This is a genomic window from Ruegeria sp. AD9, assembly GCF_056542305.1.
Genome location: NZ_JBQFZP010000004.1, coordinates 252,663 through 271,837, shown reverse-complemented (window position 1 = coordinate 271,837; position 19,175 = coordinate 252,663). Strand labels below are relative to the sequence as shown.

General features: G+C 59.7%; 19 protein-coding genes. 16 read left to right on the top strand and 3 right to left on the bottom strand.

The annotated features are described in order from the left end of the window. Window positions 1–42: 42 nt before the first annotated feature. From thiD to radC, 11 genes are read left to right on the top strand one after another with little or no spacing between them, the layout of a single operon-like run. On the top strand, window positions 43–846 hold the full coding sequence (gene thiD / locus ACR0AM_RS08610) for a bifunctional hydroxymethylpyrimidine kinase/phosphomethylpyrimidine kinase (RefSeq protein WP_480622654.1): 804 nt from the start codon (window positions 43–45) through the stop codon (window positions 844–846). Beyond that, window positions 843–1,820 carry an FAD-dependent oxidoreductase gene (locus tag ACR0AM_RS08605; RefSeq protein WP_480622653.1) on the top strand — a complete coding sequence of 326 codons (978 nt, stop codon included), beginning with the start codon at window positions 843–845 and terminating at the stop codon, window positions 1,818–1,820. The genes thiD and ACR0AM_RS08605 overlap by 4 nt, the downstream gene beginning before the upstream one ends. Next, window positions 1,804–1,998 (top strand): sulfur carrier protein ThiS, encoded by a 195-nt coding sequence (gene thiS / locus ACR0AM_RS08600; RefSeq protein WP_480622652.1) that lies wholly within the window; start codon window positions 1,804–1,806, stop codon window positions 1,996–1,998. Before ACR0AM_RS08605 ends, thiS begins: the two co-directional genes overlap by 17 nt. Window positions 1,999–2,000: 2 nt before the next feature. Beyond that, window positions 2,001–2,765 (top strand): thiazole synthase, encoded by a 765-nt coding sequence (locus tag ACR0AM_RS08595; RefSeq protein ID WP_480474355.1) that lies wholly within the window; start codon window positions 2,001–2,003, stop codon window positions 2,763–2,765. Then, window positions 2,762–3,358 (top strand): thiamine phosphate synthase, encoded by a 597-nt coding sequence (locus ACR0AM_RS08590; RefSeq protein ID WP_480622651.1) that lies wholly within the window; start codon window positions 2,762–2,764, stop codon window positions 3,356–3,358. Before ACR0AM_RS08595 ends, ACR0AM_RS08590 begins: the two co-directional genes overlap by 4 nt. Next, window positions 3,355–4,320, top strand: a complete 966-nt coding sequence (locus ACR0AM_RS08585; protein WP_480622650.1) for a ThiF family adenylyltransferase — start codon at window positions 3,355–3,357, stop codon at window positions 4,318–4,320. Before ACR0AM_RS08590 ends, ACR0AM_RS08585 begins: the two co-directional genes overlap by 4 nt. A gap of 18 nt (window positions 4,321–4,338) precedes the next feature. After that, window positions 4,339–5,274, top strand: coding sequence for an ABC transporter substrate-binding protein (locus tag ACR0AM_RS08580; protein ID WP_480474352.1), 936 nt, complete (start codon window positions 4,339–4,341; stop codon window positions 5,272–5,274). Next, window positions 5,271–5,945 (top strand): thiaminase II, encoded by a 675-nt coding sequence (gene tenA, locus ACR0AM_RS08575; protein WP_480622649.1) that lies wholly within the window; start codon window positions 5,271–5,273, stop codon window positions 5,943–5,945. The genes ACR0AM_RS08580 and tenA overlap by 4 nt, the downstream gene beginning before the upstream one ends. Beyond that, a complete protein-coding gene (locus tag ACR0AM_RS08570; protein WP_480622648.1) occupies window positions 5,942–6,670 on the top strand; it encodes an ABC transporter ATP-binding protein in 729 nt (242 codons plus the stop codon). Before tenA ends, ACR0AM_RS08570 begins: the two co-directional genes overlap by 4 nt. Continuing rightward, window positions 6,667–7,401: an ABC transporter permease gene (locus tag ACR0AM_RS08565; RefSeq protein ID WP_480622647.1), complete on the top strand. Its 735-nt coding sequence runs from the start codon at window positions 6,667–6,669 to the stop codon at window positions 7,399–7,401. Before ACR0AM_RS08570 ends, ACR0AM_RS08565 begins: the two co-directional genes overlap by 4 nt. A 35-nt stretch (window positions 7,402–7,436) precedes the next feature. Next, window positions 7,437–8,192: a RadC family protein gene (gene radC / locus ACR0AM_RS08560; RefSeq protein ID WP_480482451.1), complete on the top strand. Its 756-nt coding sequence runs from the start codon at window positions 7,437–7,439 to the stop codon at window positions 8,190–8,192. 3 nt (window positions 8,193–8,195) lie between these two features. Here the strand turns inward: radC and ACR0AM_RS08555 are convergent, their stop codons facing one another. The 3 genes from ACR0AM_RS08555 to secA form a co-directional block, all read right to left on the bottom strand. Then, entirely contained in the window at window positions 8,196–9,752 is a 1,557-nt protein-coding gene (locus tag ACR0AM_RS08555) for a phosphate ABC transporter substrate-binding/OmpA family protein (RefSeq protein ID WP_480622646.1), read from the bottom strand. A gap of 24 nt (window positions 9,753–9,776) precedes the next feature. Beyond that, window positions 9,777–10,694: a hypothetical protein gene (locus ACR0AM_RS08550; RefSeq protein ID WP_480622645.1), complete on the bottom strand. Its 918-nt coding sequence runs from the start codon at window positions 10,692–10,694 to the stop codon at window positions 9,777–9,779. Window positions 10,695–10,794: 100 nt separating this feature from the next. Then, entirely contained in the window at window positions 10,795–13,512 is a 2,718-nt protein-coding gene (gene secA / locus ACR0AM_RS08545) for a preprotein translocase subunit SecA (protein WP_480622644.1), read from the bottom strand. A gap of 177 nt (window positions 13,513–13,689) precedes the next feature. Here secA and ACR0AM_RS08540 point away from each other — a divergent pair, with 177 nt between their 5' ends. The 5 genes from ACR0AM_RS08540 to ACR0AM_RS08520 all read left to right on the top strand — a co-directional run bounded on the left by ACR0AM_RS08540 (window position 13,690) and on the right by ACR0AM_RS08520 (window position 19,146). Then, window positions 13,690–14,538 carry a peptidylprolyl isomerase gene (locus tag ACR0AM_RS08540; protein WP_267363935.1) on the top strand — a complete coding sequence of 283 codons (849 nt, stop codon included), beginning with the start codon at window positions 13,690–13,692 and terminating at the stop codon, window positions 14,536–14,538. Window positions 14,539–14,543: 5 nt separating this feature from the next. Further along, a complete protein-coding gene (gene argJ / locus ACR0AM_RS08535) occupies window positions 14,544–15,770 on the top strand; it encodes a bifunctional glutamate N-acetyltransferase/amino-acid acetyltransferase ArgJ (protein WP_480622643.1) in 1,227 nt (408 codons plus the stop codon). After that, on the top strand, window positions 15,767–16,165 hold the full coding sequence (gene mutT, locus ACR0AM_RS08530; RefSeq protein WP_267363933.1) for an 8-oxo-dGTP diphosphatase MutT: 399 nt from the start codon (window positions 15,767–15,769) through the stop codon (window positions 16,163–16,165). Before argJ ends, mutT begins: the two co-directional genes overlap by 4 nt. A 110-nt stretch (window positions 16,166–16,275) precedes the next feature. Next, on the top strand, window positions 16,276–16,866 hold the full coding sequence (locus tag ACR0AM_RS08525; protein ID WP_480493996.1) for a hypothetical protein: 591 nt from the start codon (window positions 16,276–16,278) through the stop codon (window positions 16,864–16,866). A gap of 306 nt (window positions 16,867–17,172) precedes the next feature. Further along, window positions 17,173–19,146, top strand: a complete 1,974-nt coding sequence (locus ACR0AM_RS08520) for an AMP-binding protein (protein ID WP_480622642.1) — start codon at window positions 17,173–17,175, stop codon at window positions 19,144–19,146. Window positions 19,147–19,175: the final 29 nt, after the last annotated feature.

Below are 19,175 nucleotides of genomic sequence, written 5' to 3'. Positions count from 1 at the left end.
CGTTTTCCTTACCTCGTTGCCCAAAAAAGATGGAGCAACGACATGGCGGCAATTGCCCTGACCATTGCGGGGTCTGACAGTGGCGGAGGCGCCGGGATTCAGGCCGATCTGAAAGCGATGTCCGCGTTGGGTGTATTCGGCGCTAGTGTCATTACCGCTGTTACGGCGCAGAACACGCAAGCCGTCTCTGCGGTGCATGGGGTTCCGCTGGATGTCATTGCCGCTCAAATCGACGCGGTGCTCAGCGATCTGGATGTGACGGCCATCAAGATCGGTATGCTTGCGACGCCAGAGATCATTCATACAGTGGCCCAAGGCCTGGAAGCGTTCAAAGGTCCCGTCGTTCTTGATCCTGTCATGATCGCAAAATCCGGAGATGCGTTGTTGGCGCAGGAAGCGGTCCGGACGCTGCGCGAAGTGATGGTGCCAGCAGCGACTGTGCTGACACCCAATCTGCCCGAAGCGGCGTGTTTGCTGGATGCGACACCGGCGCAATCACCGGACGAGATGGCCGCACAAGGCCAGGCCCTGTGTGATCTGGGCGCAGGTGCGGTTTTGATGAAGGGCGGGCATGGGTCCGGCGATGTCTGCCACGATCTGCTGGTCGACCCCTCAGGTATCGTGGCCGCGTTTCAGGCCCCGCGTCAGAACACGAAAAACACCCACGGAACCGGATGCACCCTGTCGTCATCGATCGCCGCCGGACTGGCCAGGGGCCTGCCGCTGAGGGATGCGGTCGCGCAGGCGCATGATTATCTCCAAGGGGCCATCGCGCGGGCGGATGAGCTGAAGATTGGTGCCGGGCACGGCCCTGTGCACCACTTCCATCGGATCTGGCCCGCGTGACGCTCTGGTCGGTCATAGGTGCAGGCGTTGCGGGTCTGGCCGTGGCCAGTGAGCTTGTGTCACGCGGCGCAAGGGTGCAGGTTTTTGATCCGGGCGGCCCGCCCGGCCCGCATGGGTGTTCCTGGTGGGCCGGTGGGATGCTGGCGCCGTGGTGTGAATATGAAAATGCGGAAGAACCGGTTCTGCGGCTGGGGCAGGAAGCCATCGAATGGTGGGTGCAGCGAACGCAGGTAAACAGAAGTGGAACCCTTGTTGTTGCCAACGCACGTGACCTGCCCGACCTGCGTCGGTTTGCACGCAGGACCGAAGGGTTCAGCGAGTTTGATCGCGCGAAAATAATTGAATTAGAGCCTGATCTGAGCAAGTTCGGCAAAGCTCTGTATTTTGAGAACGAAGCGCACCTTGATCCTCGCCAGGCATTGCGCGATCTGCATCGTCACCTGCAAGGCGCAGGCGTGGAATTCCACCGAAAGCTGGCTCCGGCGCAACTGGACAACGCCATTGACTGCCGGGGCCTGCACGCGCGCGAATATCTGCATGACCTACGCGGCGTGAAGGGTGAAATGCTGGTTCTCCGCTGCCCCGATGTGAACCTTTCGCGCCCGGTGCGGCTGTTGCATCCGCGGATGCCGCTCTACATCGTTCCGCGCGGGGACGGCGTCTACATGCTGGGTGCAACCATGATCGAATCCGAGGACAGCGGCCGCATCACCGCCCGCTCGATGCTGGAACTGCTCAGCGCGGCCTATGCCGTGAACCCGGCCTTTGGCGAGGCCGAGGTGCTGGAGATCGGCGTCGACCTGCGCCCCGCTTTCCCGGACAACCTGCCGCGTATCCGGCGCTTGGGTCGGACAATCTATGCCAATGGGCTGTATCGCCATGGTTATCTGCTGGCCCCTGCAATGGCGCGGGGTGTCGCTGATCTGGCATTGGACAACACACATTCGGAGATGGTCGATGAAGATCGTGCTTAACGGCGAGACGCGGGACGTGCGCGCTGAAACCCTGTCGGGTCTGTTGCTGGAATGCGGCTTCTCGGGCCGTGTGGCCACCGCAGTGAACGAAGATTTCGTGCCGTCAAGCCTGCGCATTGCGCACAAACTGACCGATGGCGACCGGATCGAAGTTGTCGCGCCGATGCAGGGGGGCTGAGGATGAGAACGTTCTACGGCATCGAGTTGCCGAACCCGCTGATGCTGGGCACCGCCCAATATCCCAGCCCCGCCATTCTGGAACAGGCCTTTCGCGAAAGCGGTGCGGCGGTTGCAACGGTATCGCTGCGGCGGGAATCCGGCGCGGGGCAGACATTCTGGCAGATGATCCGTGAGCTGGGTGTTCTGATCCTGCCAAATACGGCTGGCTGTCATACGGTGAAAGAGGCGGTGACCACAGCCCATATGGCGCGCGAAGTGTTTGACACCAAATGGATCAAGCTGGAACTGATTGGCCACACCGACAGTTTGCAGCCGGATGTGTTCCAGCTGGTCGAGGCTGCGCGAATCCTGACCGAAGACGGGTTTGAGGTGTTTCCCTACACCACCGATGATCTGATCGTGGGCGAACGCCTGCTGGAAGCGGGGTGCGAAGTGCTGATGCCGTGGGGCGCGCCTATCGGGTCTGGGCGTGGGCTGAACAACGAATACGCCCTGCGGTCGATGCGGGCCGAGTTCCCCGACACGCCGCTGGTGGTGGATGCCGGGATCGGCCTGCCCAGCCACGCGGCCCACGCGATGGAACTGGGCTATGATGCCGTTCTGCTGAACACAGCTGTGGCCCGTGCCGGTGATCCCGTTCTGATGGCCAAGGCGATGGCGCAGGCAATCCATGCCGGACAACTGGCCCATCAGGCAGACCCAATCGAGGCGCGTGATATGGCCGAGCCTTCGACCCCTGTTGTTGGAAAGGCCTTCCTGTCATGACGCTGGACCGTTTCTATCCGATCTTTGATCACGCGGATTGGCTGCGGCGGATGCTGCCCCTGGGTGTCAAACTGGTGCAGCTGCGTATCAAGGATCAGCCGGATGAGGTGGTGCGCGATCAGATTGCCACCTCGCGCGATCTGTGCCGCGACTATGGGGCGGTTCTGGTGATCAACGATTACTGGCAGCAGGCCATCGATCTGGGTTGTGACTGGGTTCATCTGGGGCAAGAGGATCTGGATGACGCAGACCTGAAATCTATCCGAAAAGCGGGTCTAAAGCTGGGTGTTTCCACTCATGACGATGATGAGCTTGAGCGGGTTCTGGCCATGGATCCTGATTACGTGGCGCTGGGCCCGGTCTATCCGACCATCCTGAAAAAGATGAAATGGCATCAGCAGGGCCTGCCCCGCGTGACCGAATGGAAGGCGCGGGTTGGGGACATTCCTCTGGTCGGTATTGGCGGCATGAGCGTCGAGCGCGCAGCAGGGGTGCTGGCAGCGGGGGCCGACATTGTCTCGGCCGTCACGGACATCACGCTGAACACCGACCCCGAAGCGCGGGTGCGTGCTTGGATCGAGGTCAGGAGATGAGCCGCTATGTCCGCCAAACGCTGCTGCCCGAGGTTGGGATCGAAGGACAGGGCCGCCTGACTGCGGCCCGTGTTCTGGTGGTCGGCGCAGGTGGTCTGGCCGCGCCGCTTCTGCCGCTATTGGCCGGAGCCGGAGTGGGGCACATCACGATTGTAGATGGTGATATCATTGATCTGTCGAATCTGCATCGCCAAACGTTGTTTTCAGAAGAAGATTGCGGGCAGTCAAAGGCTGAACGCGCCGCTGACCGATGCCGTGCGTTGAATGCCGAAATCGATGTGATTGCCAAGAAACAGGCTCTAACAGGGGAAAATGCGCCCAATCTGGTGTCGCAGGCGGATCTTGTCCTGGATTGTGCCGACAGCTATGCGGTCAGTTATATGCTGTCGGATACTTGTCTGGCACAAGGCAAGCCACTGATCAGCGCCTCGGTGTTGGGGCTTTCAGGATATGCGGGCGGCTTCTGTGGCGGCGCGCCTTCTCTGCGAGCCGTTTTCCCCGATGCGCCGGATAGCGGCGCAAGCTGCGCCACGGCGGGTGTTCTGGGTCCCGTTGTCGGTGTGATCGGGTCCATTCAGGCGCAGATGGCGCTGAGCCTGATCTTGCGGCTTGACCCATCACCCCTAGGGCAGATGGTGCAATATGATGCGCGAACCCTGCGCAGCACCGGGTTTCGTTTTGATGACGCGCCGGAACCGTCAAGCTGTTTCCGCTTTCTCTCCGCCAGTCAGTTGAGGGAGACAGACCAGATTATCGAACTGCGTGACCCGAACGAAGCTCCGGTTCCGGCTCACCCGAATGCAACGCGCATTTCACCCGAAGAAATACAAAAAATAGACCCAAACAAGGGGCAACGCCTCGCCCTTTGCTGTGCCACCGGGCTGCGCGCATGGCGCGCTGCCGAGAAAATCCAACCGATTTGGCCGGGCGAGATTGTGCTCGTCGCGGCCTCAGCCTCCTGAGAAAAGGAAACGTGTGATATGAAAAAGCTGATGACAGCCCTTGCCCTTCTGGCCGCCGCGCCAGCCTGGGCCGAAGACAAAATGACCGTCCTTCTGGACTGGTTTATCAACCCTGACCACGGGCCCATCATCGTGGCGCAGGAAAACGGCTATTTCGCCGAACAGGGGTTGCAGGTCGAAGTCGTTGCCCCCGCCGACCCATCCGCACCGCCGCGTCTGGTGGCTGCCGGTCAGGCGGATCTGGCGGTATCCTATCAACCGCAACTGCATTTGCAGATCCACGAAGGGCTGCCGCTGAAACGGGTCGGCACGCTGGTCGCGACGCCCCTGAACTGCCTGCTGGTTCTGAAAGACGGCCCGATCAAATCGCCCGCTGACCTCAAAGGCAAGAAAATCGGCTTTTCCGTCGCCGGTGTGGAAGAGGCCATTCTCAGCACCGTGCTTGGCAAATACGACGTCGCGCTGGATGATGTTGAGATGATCAACGTGAATTTCTCGCTCTCGCCCTCGCTGATGACCGGTCAGGTGGATGCGGTGATCGGCGCCTATCGCAACTTCGAGCTGAACCAGATGGATATCGAAGGCCGCCCCGGCACCTGTTTCTATATCGAGGAAGAGGGCGTGCCGTCTTATGACGAACTGATCTATGTCGCCAACCCTGATACGATGGACAAAGACAAGATCGCCCGTTTCCTGGCCGCGACCGAAAAAGCGACTCAGTACATCGTCAACAACCCCGAAAAAAGCTGGGAGGTCTTCTCAGCCACTTCACCCGAACTGCAGGACGAGCTGAATGCGCGCGCATGGGTCGACACGCTGCCGCGCTTTGCCCTGCGTCCCGCCGGGTTTGACGCTGGCCGTTATGCCCGGTTCGAGGCATTCCTGAACGACAGCGGCATGATCGACACCGTCCTGCCCGTCAGTGACATTGCCATCGACGTAACCGCGCAATGAGCGATTATGGCAAAGCCTTTGCGCTGATGCGCGATGCGGCGCAGGGGCCGTGGCGGGATTACACCCGCCACGCTTTTGTCGAAGCACTGAAAGACGGCACCCTGCCACGCCCGGCGTTCCTGCACTATCTGCGTCAGGATTATGTGTTCCTGATACACTTCTCGCGCGCCTGGGCGCTGGCCGTGGTGAAATCGGAAACACATGCTGAAATGCTGGCAGCGTCGCGTACCGTGAACGGCCTGATCAGCGAAGAGATGAAGCTGCATATCGGCATTTGCGAAGCAGAAGGCATCTCGCAGGCAGACCTTTTTGCAACGCCGGAACGGCCCGAAAACCTGGCCTATACCCGCTTTGTTCTCGAGGCGGGCTATAGCGGTGATCTGCTGGATCTTCTGGCAGCACTTGTACCCTGCGTCATGGGATATGGTGAGATAGGCACCCGCCTGGCTGAGGAGGCAACATCAACGACCTATCGTGGCTGGATCGATACCTACGCGGACGAGGGCTACCAGAACGCCTGCGTGGCCGTGGGTGAGTTGCTGGATTCGGCTCTAACAAGGCGGATTGGGGCGGATTTCCAAACGTCGCCTCGCTGGGATCGTCTGTGCAGGACGTTCCGTACGGCCACGGAGTTGGAAGTCAATTTCTGGCAGATGGGTCTGACCCCATGACCCCGGCGCCCGATCTGACCATCAGCGGCACAGCCATGATCGATGGCGCGACTCTGTTCGCGCCGCTGACCCTGACGCTTGACGCAGGGGCGTGGACCTGTCTGCTGGGTGGATCGGGTGTTGGCAAAACCACGGTTTTGCGGTTGATTGCCGGGCTGGAAACCGGGGCTGAATTCACGGGCCGGATCACCGCCAGCGATGGCCAGTCGGTTTCAGACCGGGTTGCTTATATGGCGCAGGACGACCTGTTGCTGCCTTGGGCGAGTGTTGCGCAAAACGTCTCACTGGGCGCGCGGCTGCGGGGCGAGAAAGTTGACGTTGACCGGCGTGACCGCCTGATCGAACGGATGCAGTTGCAGGACCATATGACCAAGAAACCGCCCGAGCTTTCGGGCGGGCAGCGTCAGCGCGTGGCACTGGCCCGCACCTTGATGGAAGACCGGCCGATTGTGTTGCTGGATGAACCCTTTTCAGCCCTTGATGCCCGAACCCGTGCCGATATGCAGGATCTGGCCGCCGAGGCGCTGCGGGGCCGCACTGTCCTTCTGGTAACCCACGATCCGGGCGAGGCCGCGCGTCTGGGGCAATCCATCGTCGTCATGACACAGCACGGGCTGACGCCGTGCGATCCGCCGGTTGCTCCAGCCCCGCGCAGCGTGGACGATCTGCAGACGCTGGAAACACAAGGCGCGCTTTTGCGGCTGCTGCGGGAGGGCGGGGTATGAAGTCCCTCTCTGTTCTGGCAGCAACCCTGTTTGCCATTGCCATCTGGCAGGGGATCGTGACCCTGACCGGATTGCCAAAGTTCATCCTGCCCGGCCCCTTGGTGGTTGCCGAGACCTGGTGGCAGAACCGCTGGCTGATTGCCGAACACACCTGGATCACAGCCATTGAGGTCATTATCGGCCTTGCCTGCGGCACGCTGCTTGGCGTTGTCACTGCATTGCAGCTGGCCAATTCCCGCGTCGCACGAGTTTTGGTGCAGCCAATGCTGGTGTTCACGCAGGCCCTGCCGGTCTTTGCACTGGCCCCGTTGCTGACCCTGTGGCTGGGTTATGGCTTGTTGTCCAAGGTCGCGATGGCGGTCCTGATCATCTATTTCCCGATCACGTCGTCCTTTTTTGACGGTTTGATGCGGACACCGCAGGGGTATCTGGACCTTGCACGCACGATGCAGGCCAGCAAGCGCACTGTGTTGTGGCACATCCGTATCCCTGCGGCGTTGCCGTCTCTGGCCTCGGGGATGCGGCTGGCAGCGGTGTATGCGCCGATCGGTGCCGTGATCGGTGAATGGGTCGGTTCATCGCAAGGTCTGGGATATCTGATGCTGCTGGCCAATGGCCGCGCCAAGACGGACCTGATGTTTGCAGCGATGCTGACTCTGGGCGTATTTTCGATCCTTCTGCACATGATTGTCCGCCGCGCCACCGCGCATATGGCAGGAGAGGTGCGTTAACCTTTCGGAAAGTGATTCTGCGACAGGGTAAACGCATGACACAGGACGCCTTTGCCGAAGCCACCATGCTGTTTGATACGGACGAAGCGCCAGCGCAGCCGCTGCCGAATGGTCGGTTACCCTCCTACATCAAAGACCATCGCAAGCGGCTGCGCGAACGGTTCATGGCGGGCGGATCCGCAGCGATCCCGGATTATGAGTTGCTGGAACTGGTTTTGTTCCGGTCCATCCCTCGGCAGGATGTGAAACCATTGGCGCGGGCATTGATGAATGCCTTTGGCGATTTCAACCGTGTGTTGACAGCACCCGAAGAACGGCTGCGGCAGATCAAGGGCGTTGGTGATACGGTCATCACCGATCTGAAAATCCTCGAAGCCTGCGCGCATCGGATGGCACGGGCGCGGGTGATGCAACGACACGTAATATCCAGCTGGGACGCGCTGCTGGATTATTGCCACACGACAATGGCGCATCGCGAGACCGAGCAATTTCGCGTTTTCTATCTGGATCGCAAGAACGTCCTGATCGCGGATGAGGAACAGGCCAAAGGCACCGTGGATCACGTGCCGGTCTATCCGCGCGAAGTGGCGAAACGGGCGTTGGAACTGAATGCCTCGGCCTTGATATTGGTGCACAACCATCCTTCGGGCGACCCAACGCCGTCACAGTCAGACATCGATATGACCAACCGCATTCAGGATGCCTGTTCCGCCCTGGGGCTGATTCTGCATGACCACCTGATCATCGGCAAATCGACCGAGCTCAGCTTTCGTTCCGAAGGGTATCTCTAGCGGCTACTGCACCCAAATCTCGACCCGGCGGTTGACCTTGCGGCCCCATTCGGTGTCATCGCAGGCCATGGGCATCGCTTCACCAAATCCTTCGGCGGTGACCGTGATACTATCAGGGATCGGGGCTTCAAGCGCGGCGATAACCGCGTTTCGCACGGTTTGCGCGCGCCGCAGGGCGATGCGGGCATTTGAAACGGCACCCCCGTCCCCATCGCTGAAGCCTGCAAACACCACCTTGCGTGCCTGCAACGTACCCGCGTCCAGCATTTGCGCCAGTTGCTGAATATTGGCGCGTGACTGCGCGTCCGGACGGGACGATCCGGGTTCGAACCGGACCGACAGGGACAGGCGCGACAGCGGGCGCAAGGTTTCGATCATGCGCTGCAACTCCTCCAGTCCGACCTCAGTTCCGCCGGTGACGACCGCATTGGCAAGCCGGTCCCCCTGCACGCCAACCGGCAGGGTTTCAGCAGATTGATCCACATATCCCGCGTCACGTATCGCCACCTGTGCCTCGGGGCTTTGGCTATAGGCCAGAAACTGTCGCGCAATCCGGGGCAGGCGGCGTTCCGGCAGATACAGGAACATGGGCATATTCAGCGGGTAATCTTCGGTCTTGATTGACTGGCGGGTCGCGGCCAGAGGATGCCCGCACCCGCCAGTCAAAGGCACAGCGCGGGTGCCATGGGCCGATGCCTTGCTGGCGATACCGATGGAAAACGGATCCTTAGCCACAGCCGCGGTCAGGTCATGTATGCGATTGTGGCGGATCGCCGTATCGGTCAGCACCACACCGGCGGTTTTCAGAACCTGATCCTCGACCGCCTGCGCCAGACCCGACCCGGCCTCTGGCACATGCAGTGCAATAGGGGCATCCGGCCCACCCAGCTGCGCCCAGTTGCTGATCTCTCCGGACAGAATGCGGGCCAGATCCGCCAGCGAAACCTGCCGCATCACGCTGTCGGGGGCCACGACCGGGACCATGGCATCCAGTGCAATGACCCGTGATCGCCGCGTGCGTTTCAGATCGCCCAACCCCGCAGCTTCGGCAGCCTCCCGCTCGGCCTCGCGCATCTCGCGCAGGGCCATCACGATATCCGCCCGGTCTGCGATCAGGTCGCTGAACCCGCGATCCGTGGTGCCCACGTCAAAGAAAAACCGCGCAAGCGGCGCCGACCGGCCTGCCTGATGCAACTCGTAAATAAAGGTGTCCTCATCCACGCGGGCGGGGGTCGCGGTCAGGTCTTCCTGACGGGCAAAGCCGATGATCAGGGCGGGCAGCACCGTTTCGGCCATCACCGATGATCCGGAAAACTGCACTTCGGCGACGAAATCGATCAGGTTGGGGCAGGCGGGTCCCTCGCATGTGACGCCGGAACCATCCACGGTCAACGTCCCGAATTGCGTATCGACGCGATAAAACTCACCGTCAAAGCTCAGCAGATTGCCTGTCACTTCGACCTTGCCATCATGCGAGGTCAACGTGATGTCCTGCCCAAAAGCACCGGTCGCCACCGTCACGGAAAACAGCGCAGCCACCGCCACACGGAAAAATGTCATAAGAGGTTCAAGCCTGCCTGCGGATTACTTTGCCGCGATTGTCAGGTCTGAGAGCAGATTATTCAACACCAGAAACTCGCCCGAGCGCGAACAATCCGGCAAGGTCACGGACATGTCGCGCGACCGCAGGCGGCGGTCCGACAACAGCTCCAGCGACTGCACGTTCAGCGTGTGGCCGCAATTTGCATCGGTCACTTCGGCCTCGACGGTCAGGTCAATCGTGCCCGACTGATCCGATGTACTGGCCGGGAAAGAATACACTTCGATATTCTGCGTCACACCGGAACCGGACTGACCCAGACGCATAACCTTACCGGCGCCTTCTGCAGATGCGTCATCCCAGACATGGCCATCCGCGCCATAGCTGGCGCCAAATTCCAGCGCGTGAATCTGCAACTCGGTATCACCCTGCCATTGCAGGACAACACGATCAAAACCGGCGATTTCGGGGACGTGAGTGGTGGCGACGGTGCCTGTTTCATCTTCGAAGGAAAACAGGAAAATCGCATATTCCGAAAGGGCCGGGATCGCCATATCCAGCGCGCCGCTGGCGTCAGTCATCTGGCTAACAGTCAGGCCGCTATGGTGGATTTCGATCCGCTCATTCTTGTGGCACGGCGCTTTCAGCGACAGGTGCGCCAAGGCACCGGGCGCTGCGGTCGCGTGCGCGCTGATCCTGCAACTCGATGTTCTGGGGACAGCGGGTACAGCGCGGGGTGCCGGTGTGACATTGACCGGATCGGCATCTGATACTGTAGCCGACGTCAGCACGATACCGTCCAGCCCCGACAGAATCGAAGACTGATCGGCAACGGAGGCCACATCAACACCGCCCTGCGCGCGGTTCTGCTGCGCAGCCGGTCCGTTCTGCATCAGATAGCCTATGCCCAAGGCACAAGCGACCGTTCCGCACATGGTTACGTAGTTGCGAACTACAAACAAGACACCCTCCCCAGTTGAAGGAGCAGCTTGCACTCTCGCCACCAATCGCGGCCAATTTGTGGCCGCGAGACGGACTCATTGTGATGAAAGGGTGTTAACGTTAGGTCAATCTGCCGTGGCAGTGTTTGAACTTCTTTCCGGATCCGCAGGGGCACAGGTCGTTTCGCGACGGGTTACCCCAGGTTGACGGATCGCCCTCATCAAACCCCGGCAGGGCATCGCCTGACGCCGCCGCTTCGGCCTTGGCCTCGGCTTGGCTTGCGGCTTTGTCCACGGCCTGTTGTGCCTGCGCCTGTTGCGCCGCCATCTGCGCCAGCATTTCCTTCTGCTCTTCTTCGGTCAGTGGCCGCACGCGCGACAATTGCTGTGTCACGGTTTCCCGCAAACCGTCCAGCATGGTTTCGAACAGCTGGAAGCTTTCGTTTTTGTATTCGTTCAGCGGATCGCGCTGGGCATAGCCGCGGAAACCCACGACCGAGCGCAAGTGTTCCAGCGTCAGCAGATGCTCGCGCCATTTGGCATCGATGGTCTGCAACAGCACCTGCTTTTCGATGTTGCGCATGTTTTCGGGACCAAAGGCAACCGCCTTCTGGGCCATCATCTCATCTGCGGCCTTAACCAAGCGCTCCCGCACTTGCTCGTCATCCACGCCTTCTTCGGCAGCCCAGTCCTGAACCGGGGCGTCGATGGTCAGCTTGTCCTTGATCGCCGCATGCAGACCGTCGGTATCCCACTGATCCGCATAGGATTTCGGCGGCATGTATTCGTCAATGAGATCGTCAATCACCTGCTCGCGCATATCCGAGACGATCTCGGACAGGTCATTGGCCGACATGATTTCGCGGCGCTGGCTAAAGATCACCTTGCGCTGATCGTTCATCACGTCGTCGAATTTCAGAACGTTCTTGCGCATGTCGAAGTTGCGGCCCTCGACCTTGGACTGCGCGCGTTCCAGCGACTTGTTCACCCAGGGGTGAATGATTGCCTCGCCTTCTTTCATGCCCAGCGTGGTCAGCACCTTGTCCAGCCGTTCCGAGCCAAAGATGCGCATCAGGTCGTCTTCAAGGCTCAGGTAGAACACGGTACGGCCCGGATCGCCCTGACGGCCCGAACGGCCGCGCAGCTGGTTGTCGATGCGGCGACTTTCGTGGCGTTCGGACGCCATCACATAAAGGCCCCCTGCGGCCAGAACCTTTTCTTTTTCTTCCGCGTGGCGCGCCTCTTCTGCGGCGCGCAGCTCCGACGGATCAGCCTCGGGGTTGTCCGCAATCGCTTGCAGCACCTTCATTTCGACATTGCCGCCCAGCTGAATGTCGGTACCGCGACCGGCCATGTTGGTGGCGATGGTTACCGCGCCCAGACGGCCGGCATCGGCGACAATCTGCGCCTCCTGCTCGTGCTGGCGGGCGTTCAGAACGTTATGGGCGATGCCTTCCTTGGTCAGCATCTGGCTCAGCAGTTCCGATTTCTCGATCGAGGTCGTGCCCAGCAGAACCGGCTGGCCCTTTTCCTGCGCCAATTTGGCCTCTTCGATCATCGCGCCGTATTTTTCCATGGCGGTGCGATAGACCTGATCGTCCTCGTCCACACGGGCAATCGGCTTGTTGGTCGGAACCTCGACCACGCCCAGGCCGTAAATCTCGGCAAATTCCTCGGCCTCGGTCAGGGCGGTCCCGGTCATGCCGCCCAGCTTGTCGTAAAGGCGGAAATAGTTCTGGAAGGTCACGCTGGCCAGCGTCACGTTCTCGGGTTGAATCTGCACGTTTTCCTTGGCTTCGATGGCCTGGTGCAGACCCTCGGACAGGCGGCGGCCCGGCATCATGCGGCCGGTAAACTCGTCGATCAGAACGACATTGCCGTCGCGCACGATGTAATCCTTGTCGCGCTGGAACAGCTTGTGCGCGCGCAGACCCTGATTCACGTGATGCACAACGGTCGTGCTTTCCGGGTCATACAGCGAATGGCCTTCGGGAATCAAACCGGCAGCCAACAGCTGCTGCTCCAGAAACTCGTTGCCCTCATCCGTGAAGGTCACGTTGCGGGCCTTTTCGTCCAACGTGTAGTGTTCGTCGGTCAGGCTCGGGATCAGCGCATCGATGGCGGTATACAGGTTCGAGCGGTCCTGTGCCGGGCCCGAGATGATCAGCGGCGTCCGCGCCTCGTCGATCAGGATCGAATCGACCTCGTCCACAATCGCGAAATTGTGGTGCTTCTGGTAAACCTGCTCCAGATCGGCCTTCATATTGTCGCGCAGATAGTCAAAACCCAGCTCGTTGTTGGTGGCATAGGTGATGTCGCATTTATAGGCGGCCAGTTTCTCTGCATCGGGCTGGCCCGACCAGATCACGCCGGTGGTCATGCCCACGGCAGCAAACACCTTGCCCATCCATTCCGCGTCGCGCTTGGCCAGGTATTCGTTCACCGTGACCACATGCACGCCCTTGCCGGTCAGCGCGTTCAGATACGCCGGGAAGGTCGCGACCAGTGTCTTGCCCTCACCCGTCTTCATTTCCGAGATGTTGCCCTGATGCAGGAACACACCGCCCATCAGCTGTACGTCAAAGGCGCGCAGTCCCAGCGCGCGGCGGGCACCTTCGCGCACGTTGGCAAAGGCTTCGGGCAGCAGATCGTCAAGGCTTTCGCCATCCAGCGCGCGTTTGCGCAGGTCTTCTGTCTTGTCGATCAGGTCCTGATCGGACAGCTTCTCGAACTCGGGTTCCAGCGCGTTGATCTTTTCGATCAGGGGGCGGGTCGCCTTGATCTTGCGGTCGTTCGGTGTTCCGAACACCTTTTTGGCGAGCGTTCCGAGTCCCAGCATGTTCACTCCAGCGGATCTGTTCTTGTCTTGGTTTTTGACAGGCTTGCCCACCTTGCGCGCAACCCATAGATACGGGGGGTGAAAGGCGGCCCTGTCCAAGGCTTCAAAGCGATGTAAGCGGCAGGTTCCAGAGTGTCAACGCTGCGCCCTGCCGCGGCAAGGAAATAGGATGATTCAATGCCCAAAGGCCTCACTTTTCTGCCATCGCTGGCTCTGACCGCCATGATGGCCTTGCCGCTGGCCGCCGAAACCCAGCCGGATGCATCCACCGTGGTGGCGCGTGTGAACGGGGATGAGATCACTTTGGGTCACGTGATCGCTACCGTTGCCGCCCTGCCGCCGCAATACCAGCAGGCCGAAGATGACGTATTGTTCGACTTCGTGCTGGAACAGCTGATCCAGCAGCAATTGCTGGGGCAACAGCAGGATGGGCTGAACAAACTGAACACGCTGCGGCTGAAAAATGAAGAACGCTCACTTCTGGCGGTTCAGACCGTCACAGCCCTGACCGATACCGTTGTCACGGACGAGGCCATTCAGGCGGCCTACGACGCGCAGTACAACGATTTCGCGGGTGAGGACGAATTCGATGCCAGCCACATTCTGGTTGAGACCGAAGAACAGGCCAACGACCTTAAGGCGCAGCTTGATGACGGCGCCGATTTCGCCGAGCTCGCGCGCGAGCACTCCACCGGTCCGTCCGGTCCCAATGGCGGCGCGCTGGGCTGGTTCGGCAAGGGCCAGATGGTACCGGAGTTCGAAACAGCCGTGGTCGCGCTTGAAAAAGGGCAGGTGTCCGATCCGGTTCAGACGCAGTTTGGCTGGCATGTGGTCAAGCTGAACGACAAGCGCAAAACCGAAGCGCCCGCGCTGGACGCCGTGCGCGAAGAGCTTGCACAAACCGTTCAGCAGGACGCCATTCAGGCGCGCATCGATGAACTGACACAGCAGGCCCAGATCGACCGCCCCGCTCTGGAAGGTGCCGGACCCGAAGTCCTGCGCCAGCTGGACCTGATTCAGGAGTAACCCCCGTGGCCAAGATCACCAAGGTTTCGCCGCTGGCGCCAGCGTCCTTCCCTGATTTGCCTGCAATTGACGGTGTGCGGTTTGCCACCGTCGCGGCGGGCGTGCGATATCAGGGCCGCACCGATGTCATGCTGGCCGTGCTGGACCCGGGCACATCTGTGGCCGGGGTCTTTACCCGTTCGGCCACACGGGCGGCACCGGTTCTGGATTGTCAGGACAAGATCGGCGGGCCCAGTGACGGCCCGGCGGCGATCCTGGTGAACTCGGGCAATGCCAATGCCTTTACCGGGCATTATGGTCAGACCTCGGTGGCCGAAGTAACGCAGGCCGTCTCGAAGGCGACTGGTGTTCCGGTCGAGCGGGTCTTTACCTCCTCAACCGGCGTGATTGGTGAGCCGCTGGCTCATGACCGCATCATTGCCAAGCTTGAAACGCTGAAGGCGGGTCTCAGCCGTCACGCGATCGAAGACGCCGCACGCGCGATCATGACCACGGACACCTTCCCGAAAGGGGCCGTGGCGCAGGTCGAAATTGATGGCAAAACAGTCTCTATTGCGGGGATTGCAAAGGGTTCGGGCATGATTGCGCCAGATATGGCGACGATGCTGGTCTATATCTTCACCGACGCGCAGGTCGAACAATCAGCGTTGCAGGCGATGCTGAGCGCGCAGACAGACCGGACGTTCAACTGCATCACCGTGGACAGCGATACATCCACCTCGGACAGCCTGCTGCTGTGCGCCACCGGCGCTTCGGGTGTGGACGCCACCGGCAACGCGGCTTTCGCCGAGGCGTTGGAAGCCGTGATGCTGGATCTGGCCCAGCAAGTGGTGCGCGATGGCGAAGGTGCCACGAAATTCGTCGAAATCCGCGTAAAAGGGGCCGCAACAGACGCTGACGCCAAGATCCACGGCCTTGCCATCGCCAACTCTCCGCTGGTCAAAACCGCCATCGCGGGCGAAGACCCGAACTGGGGTCGTATCGTCATGGCCATCGGTAAATCCGGTGCCGCGGCGGACCGCGACCTGCTGAGCATTTCCTTCGGCGACATCCTTGTGGCCGAAAAAGGCTGGGTCAGCCCCGATTACAGCGAAGACACAGCTGCCGCTTATATGAAAGGTCAGGATCTGGTCATCGCCGTTGATCTGGGCCTGGGCGAAGGCAATTCCACCGTCTGGACCTGCGATCTGACGCACGGATATATCGAGATCAACGCGGATTACCGCTCGTGAAAACCGTGTTGGTCTCTGCTGTCGCCCTGATCGACATCGAGGGCCGGGTGCTGTTGGCCCAACGCCCCGAGGGCAAATCCATGGCCGGTCTTTGGGAGTTTCCCGGCGGCAAGATCGAGCCCGGCGAAACCCCCGAGGCCGCCCTGATCCGCGAATTGCACGAGGAGCTGGGCATCGACACCTGGGCCTCGTGCCTTGCCCCCCTGACCTTCGCCAGCCACAGCTATGATGATTTCCACCTGCTGATGCCTCTGTTCGCCTGCCGCAAATGGCAGGGCATCCCACAGTCGAAAGAGGGGCAGGCGCTGAAATGGGTCCGCGCAAATGACCTGCGCAATTACCCCATGCCGGCCGCGGATGTGCCCCTGATCCCGATCCTGCGGGATTGGTTGTAGGGGCTCAAAAGGCGTCAGGCGCTAACGGCCCGAATTTCGGCTTGGCGGATTTATTTGCCGATTTGTGGTAGTGTTCGAGTGCTTTCTCAATGGTGAAGGAGTACCTCGTTATGATTGCAAGTCGAGTTGGAAAGCTTTGGGTGTCCAGGATTGTTTTGATTTTGGCCTTATTTGTTTTGGCGGTTCATAGTGCCAAAGCAGATGATGCGAAGACTGCAGTATCGGTCATGATCGAAGAGCAGGCCCGAATTGATCGCTATGTCGAACTCGATTTTGCACGGCAAGATCTTTTGTTTCACCAGACGAGCACGATCCTGGCCCTATACGGTGATTACAACTCCTACACCAAATCGGACGGCACTCAGGCCAATGGCTCTGACATGACGCGATTCAGAAATCGGGTCACTGAATACGTGCCCGCTGCCATTGTGGATTTCCGGCGAAAGTCCCAAAGAGACAAAACAATTTCCGAGGATGAGGCAAGCAAGGCAGTAGCCGCAGAAACCCTGATGGAAGAGATGGTTTTGGCCGCAGGTGAAATCATTGAACTTTGCGACGCCAACAAGCCCTATGAGGCAAGTCTCGTTTACCGCGATAAGACAATGCCCTTGAACACGAAACTTTTGGGGTTGCTGTACACGTTGCGCTCAACATCTGTTGGTCGTTTTAAAAAAGCAGCATTAAAAGCTAAGTATCAGTAACCGCGCCAACCTGCCGAAGGTCGAATTCTGTTTGCCGGTCCGGCGTCCCTGCTGCACACAGGACCTGTTTGGTACGGTAATTGCGTGGGACGAACGGGTTCCTCGTAACAGTCTGCATTTGTACATATTGTACAAAACGTAACATCACCCTTCTGCACCTGTTACAATTCGTAAGAATTGAGAAAACATCAGGCAAAACTTGACGCTGATCGTGCGGGTGTCCCAAATCGGGGCACTGGCATCCGGGGGCTTTCCCGGATCCGCCATTTCCGGCTTAGAGGAGGCCGGATGGGGAGGAGAAAAAGATTGGCTCAGACGCAGTCGGGCGCCGAAGGGTTGCACTCCCTTCCGGCGCTTCTACACCGCAACGCGACCCAGTTCGGGGATGCCCCGGCCTATCGGGAAAAAGAATTTGGGATCTGGCAATGCTGGACCTGGGCTGAAGCGGCCAAGGAAGTTCGTGCTCTCGCCCTTGGATTTCTTGAAATTGGCGTTGAGCGCGGTGACCACATTGCCGTGGTCGGGCGCAACCGGCCAGCACATTACTGGACCATGGTCGCGGCACAGATGGTCGGTGCAATTCCGGTGCCTCTGTATCAGGATGCAGTCGCCGAAGAGATGACCTATGTGATGGAGCATTGCGGTGCGAAATATGTCGTCTGCGGTGATCAGGAACAGGTCGACAAGGTCATCGAAATTCAGGAAAAAGTGCACCAGATCAAGCATATCCTCTATACCGACAAACGCGGGATGCGGAAATACGACCACAGTCAGATGAACGCGCTGGAAGACCTCATGGCCGAAGGTCAGGCAGGACATCAGCGGTTTGATGCAGAGCTGGACAAGCGCATCTCTGAGATCACCTATAACGACACCTGCGTCATGCTTTATACCTCGGGCACAACGGGCAAGCCCAAGGGGGTGGTTCTGTCGAACCGCAACGTGATTGAAAGCGCCAAGAATTCAGCGATCTTCGACCATCTGACCCGCGATGAAGATATCCTCTCCTACCTACCAATGGCATGGGTTGGGGATTTCATCTTTTCCATCGGTCAGGCCTATTGGTGCGGGTTCTGCGTGAACTGCCCGGAAAGCGCCGACACGATGATGACCGATCTGCGCGAAATCGGGCCGACCTATTTCTTCGCCCCGCCGCGCGTGTTTGAAAGCCAGCTGACCAATGTGATGATCCGGATGGAGGATGCGAGCAAGCTGAAGCAGCGCATGTTCCATCACTTCATGGCGCATGCCAAAAAGGTGGGCGGCAAGTTGCTGGATGGCAAACCCGTCGGCTTTGGCGACCGGATGAAATACGCGCTGGGTAACCTGTTGGTCTATGGGCCGCTCAAGGATACGCTGGGCTATGGCCGGTTCCGGGTTGGCTATACAGCGGGTGAAGCGATCGGACCGGAAATCTTTGATTTCTATCGATCTTTGGGCATTAACCTGAAACAGCTTTACGGTCAGACCGAAGCAACCGTGTTCATCACCGTGCAGCCGGATGGTGAGGTTCGGGCCGATACGGTTGGCGTGCCCGCGCCGGATGTTGAGATCAAGATCGACGACAAGGGCGAGATCCACTACCGCTCGCCCGGCGTGTTTGTCGAATATTACAACAACCCGGATTCCACGGCATCAACCAAAGATGCCGAAGGCTGGGTGGCAACGGGTGATGCCGGGTTCATCGAGGAAAGCTCGGGCCATCTGCGGATCATCGACCGGGCCAAGGACGTGGGCAAAATGGCCGACGGGTCCATGTTCGCGCCGAAATATGTCGAGAACAAGCTGAAGTTCTACCCCGATATTCTCGAGGTCGTTCTGTTCGGAAACGGCAAGGATCGCTGTGTGGCCTTCATCAATATTGACCTGACAGCGGTCGGCAACTGGGCGGAACGCAACAACGTGGCCTATGCGTCCTATCAGGAACTGGCGGGCCATCCGCGTGTGTTAGAGACGATCAAGGCGCATGTGGAAGAGGTCAACAAATCGGTAGCGGCTGATGAAATGCTGTCCGGTTGCCAGGTGCATCGCTTTGTGGTGCTGCACAAGGAACTGGATGCTGATGATGGTGAGATGACCCGCACCCGGAAAGTTCGGCGCGGGTTTGTCGAAGAGAAGTTCCACGACATCATTGCGGCGCTTTACGACGGGTCCGAAAGCGTCTCGACCACGACCGAAGTGACCTATGAGGATGGGCGCAAGGGATCGATTAGCGCAACGCTGAAAATCGTGGACGCGCCGGTTGTACCGGTTGCGCAGCACAAGGTGGCAGCGGAATGAGGGCCGCCACAGCACCGCGCGACCTGCGG

Excerpts from the sequence above, each read along its gene's own strand:
- ACR0AM_RS08585 (WP_480622650.1), top strand. The coding sequence starts at position 3,355 with ATGAGCCGCTATGTCCGCCAAACGCTGCTGCCCGAGGTTGGGATCGAA.
- ACR0AM_RS08590 (WP_480622651.1), top strand. The coding sequence starts at position 2,762 with ATGACGCTGGACCGTTTCTATCCGATCTTTGATCACGCGGATTGGCTG.
- thiD (WP_480622654.1), top strand. The coding sequence starts at position 43 with ATGGCGGCAATTGCCCTGACCATTGCGGGGTCTGACAGTGGCGGAGGC.
- ACR0AM_RS08555 (WP_480622646.1), bottom strand. The coding sequence starts at position 9,752 with ATGACATTTTTCCGTGTGGCGGTGGCTGCGCTGTTTTCCGTGACGGTG.
- radC (WP_480482451.1), top strand. The coding sequence starts at position 7,437 with ATGACACAGGACGCCTTTGCCGAAGCCACCATGCTGTTTGATACGGAC.
- ACR0AM_RS08595 (WP_480474355.1), top strand. The coding sequence starts at position 2,001 with ATGAGAACGTTCTACGGCATCGAGTTGCCGAACCCGCTGATGCTGGGC.
- ACR0AM_RS08580 (WP_480474352.1), top strand. The coding sequence starts at position 4,339 with ATGAAAAAGCTGATGACAGCCCTTGCCCTTCTGGCCGCCGCGCCAGCC.
- thiS (WP_480622652.1), top strand. The coding sequence starts at position 1,804 with ATGAAGATCGTGCTTAACGGCGAGACGCGGGACGTGCGCGCTGAAACC.
- secA (WP_480622644.1), bottom strand. The coding sequence starts at position 13,512 with ATGCTGGGACTCGGAACGCTCGCCAAAAAGGTGTTCGGAACACCGAAC.
- ACR0AM_RS08540 (WP_267363935.1), top strand. The coding sequence starts at position 13,690 with ATGCCCAAAGGCCTCACTTTTCTGCCATCGCTGGCTCTGACCGCCATG.
- ACR0AM_RS08570 (WP_480622648.1), top strand. The coding sequence starts at position 5,942 with ATGACCCCGGCGCCCGATCTGACCATCAGCGGCACAGCCATGATCGAT.
- ACR0AM_RS08525 (WP_480493996.1), top strand. The coding sequence starts at position 16,276 with ATGATTGCAAGTCGAGTTGGAAAGCTTTGGGTGTCCAGGATTGTTTTG.
- tenA (WP_480622649.1), top strand. The coding sequence starts at position 5,271 with ATGAGCGATTATGGCAAAGCCTTTGCGCTGATGCGCGATGCGGCGCAG.
- ACR0AM_RS08565 (WP_480622647.1), top strand. The coding sequence starts at position 6,667 with ATGAAGTCCCTCTCTGTTCTGGCAGCAACCCTGTTTGCCATTGCCATC.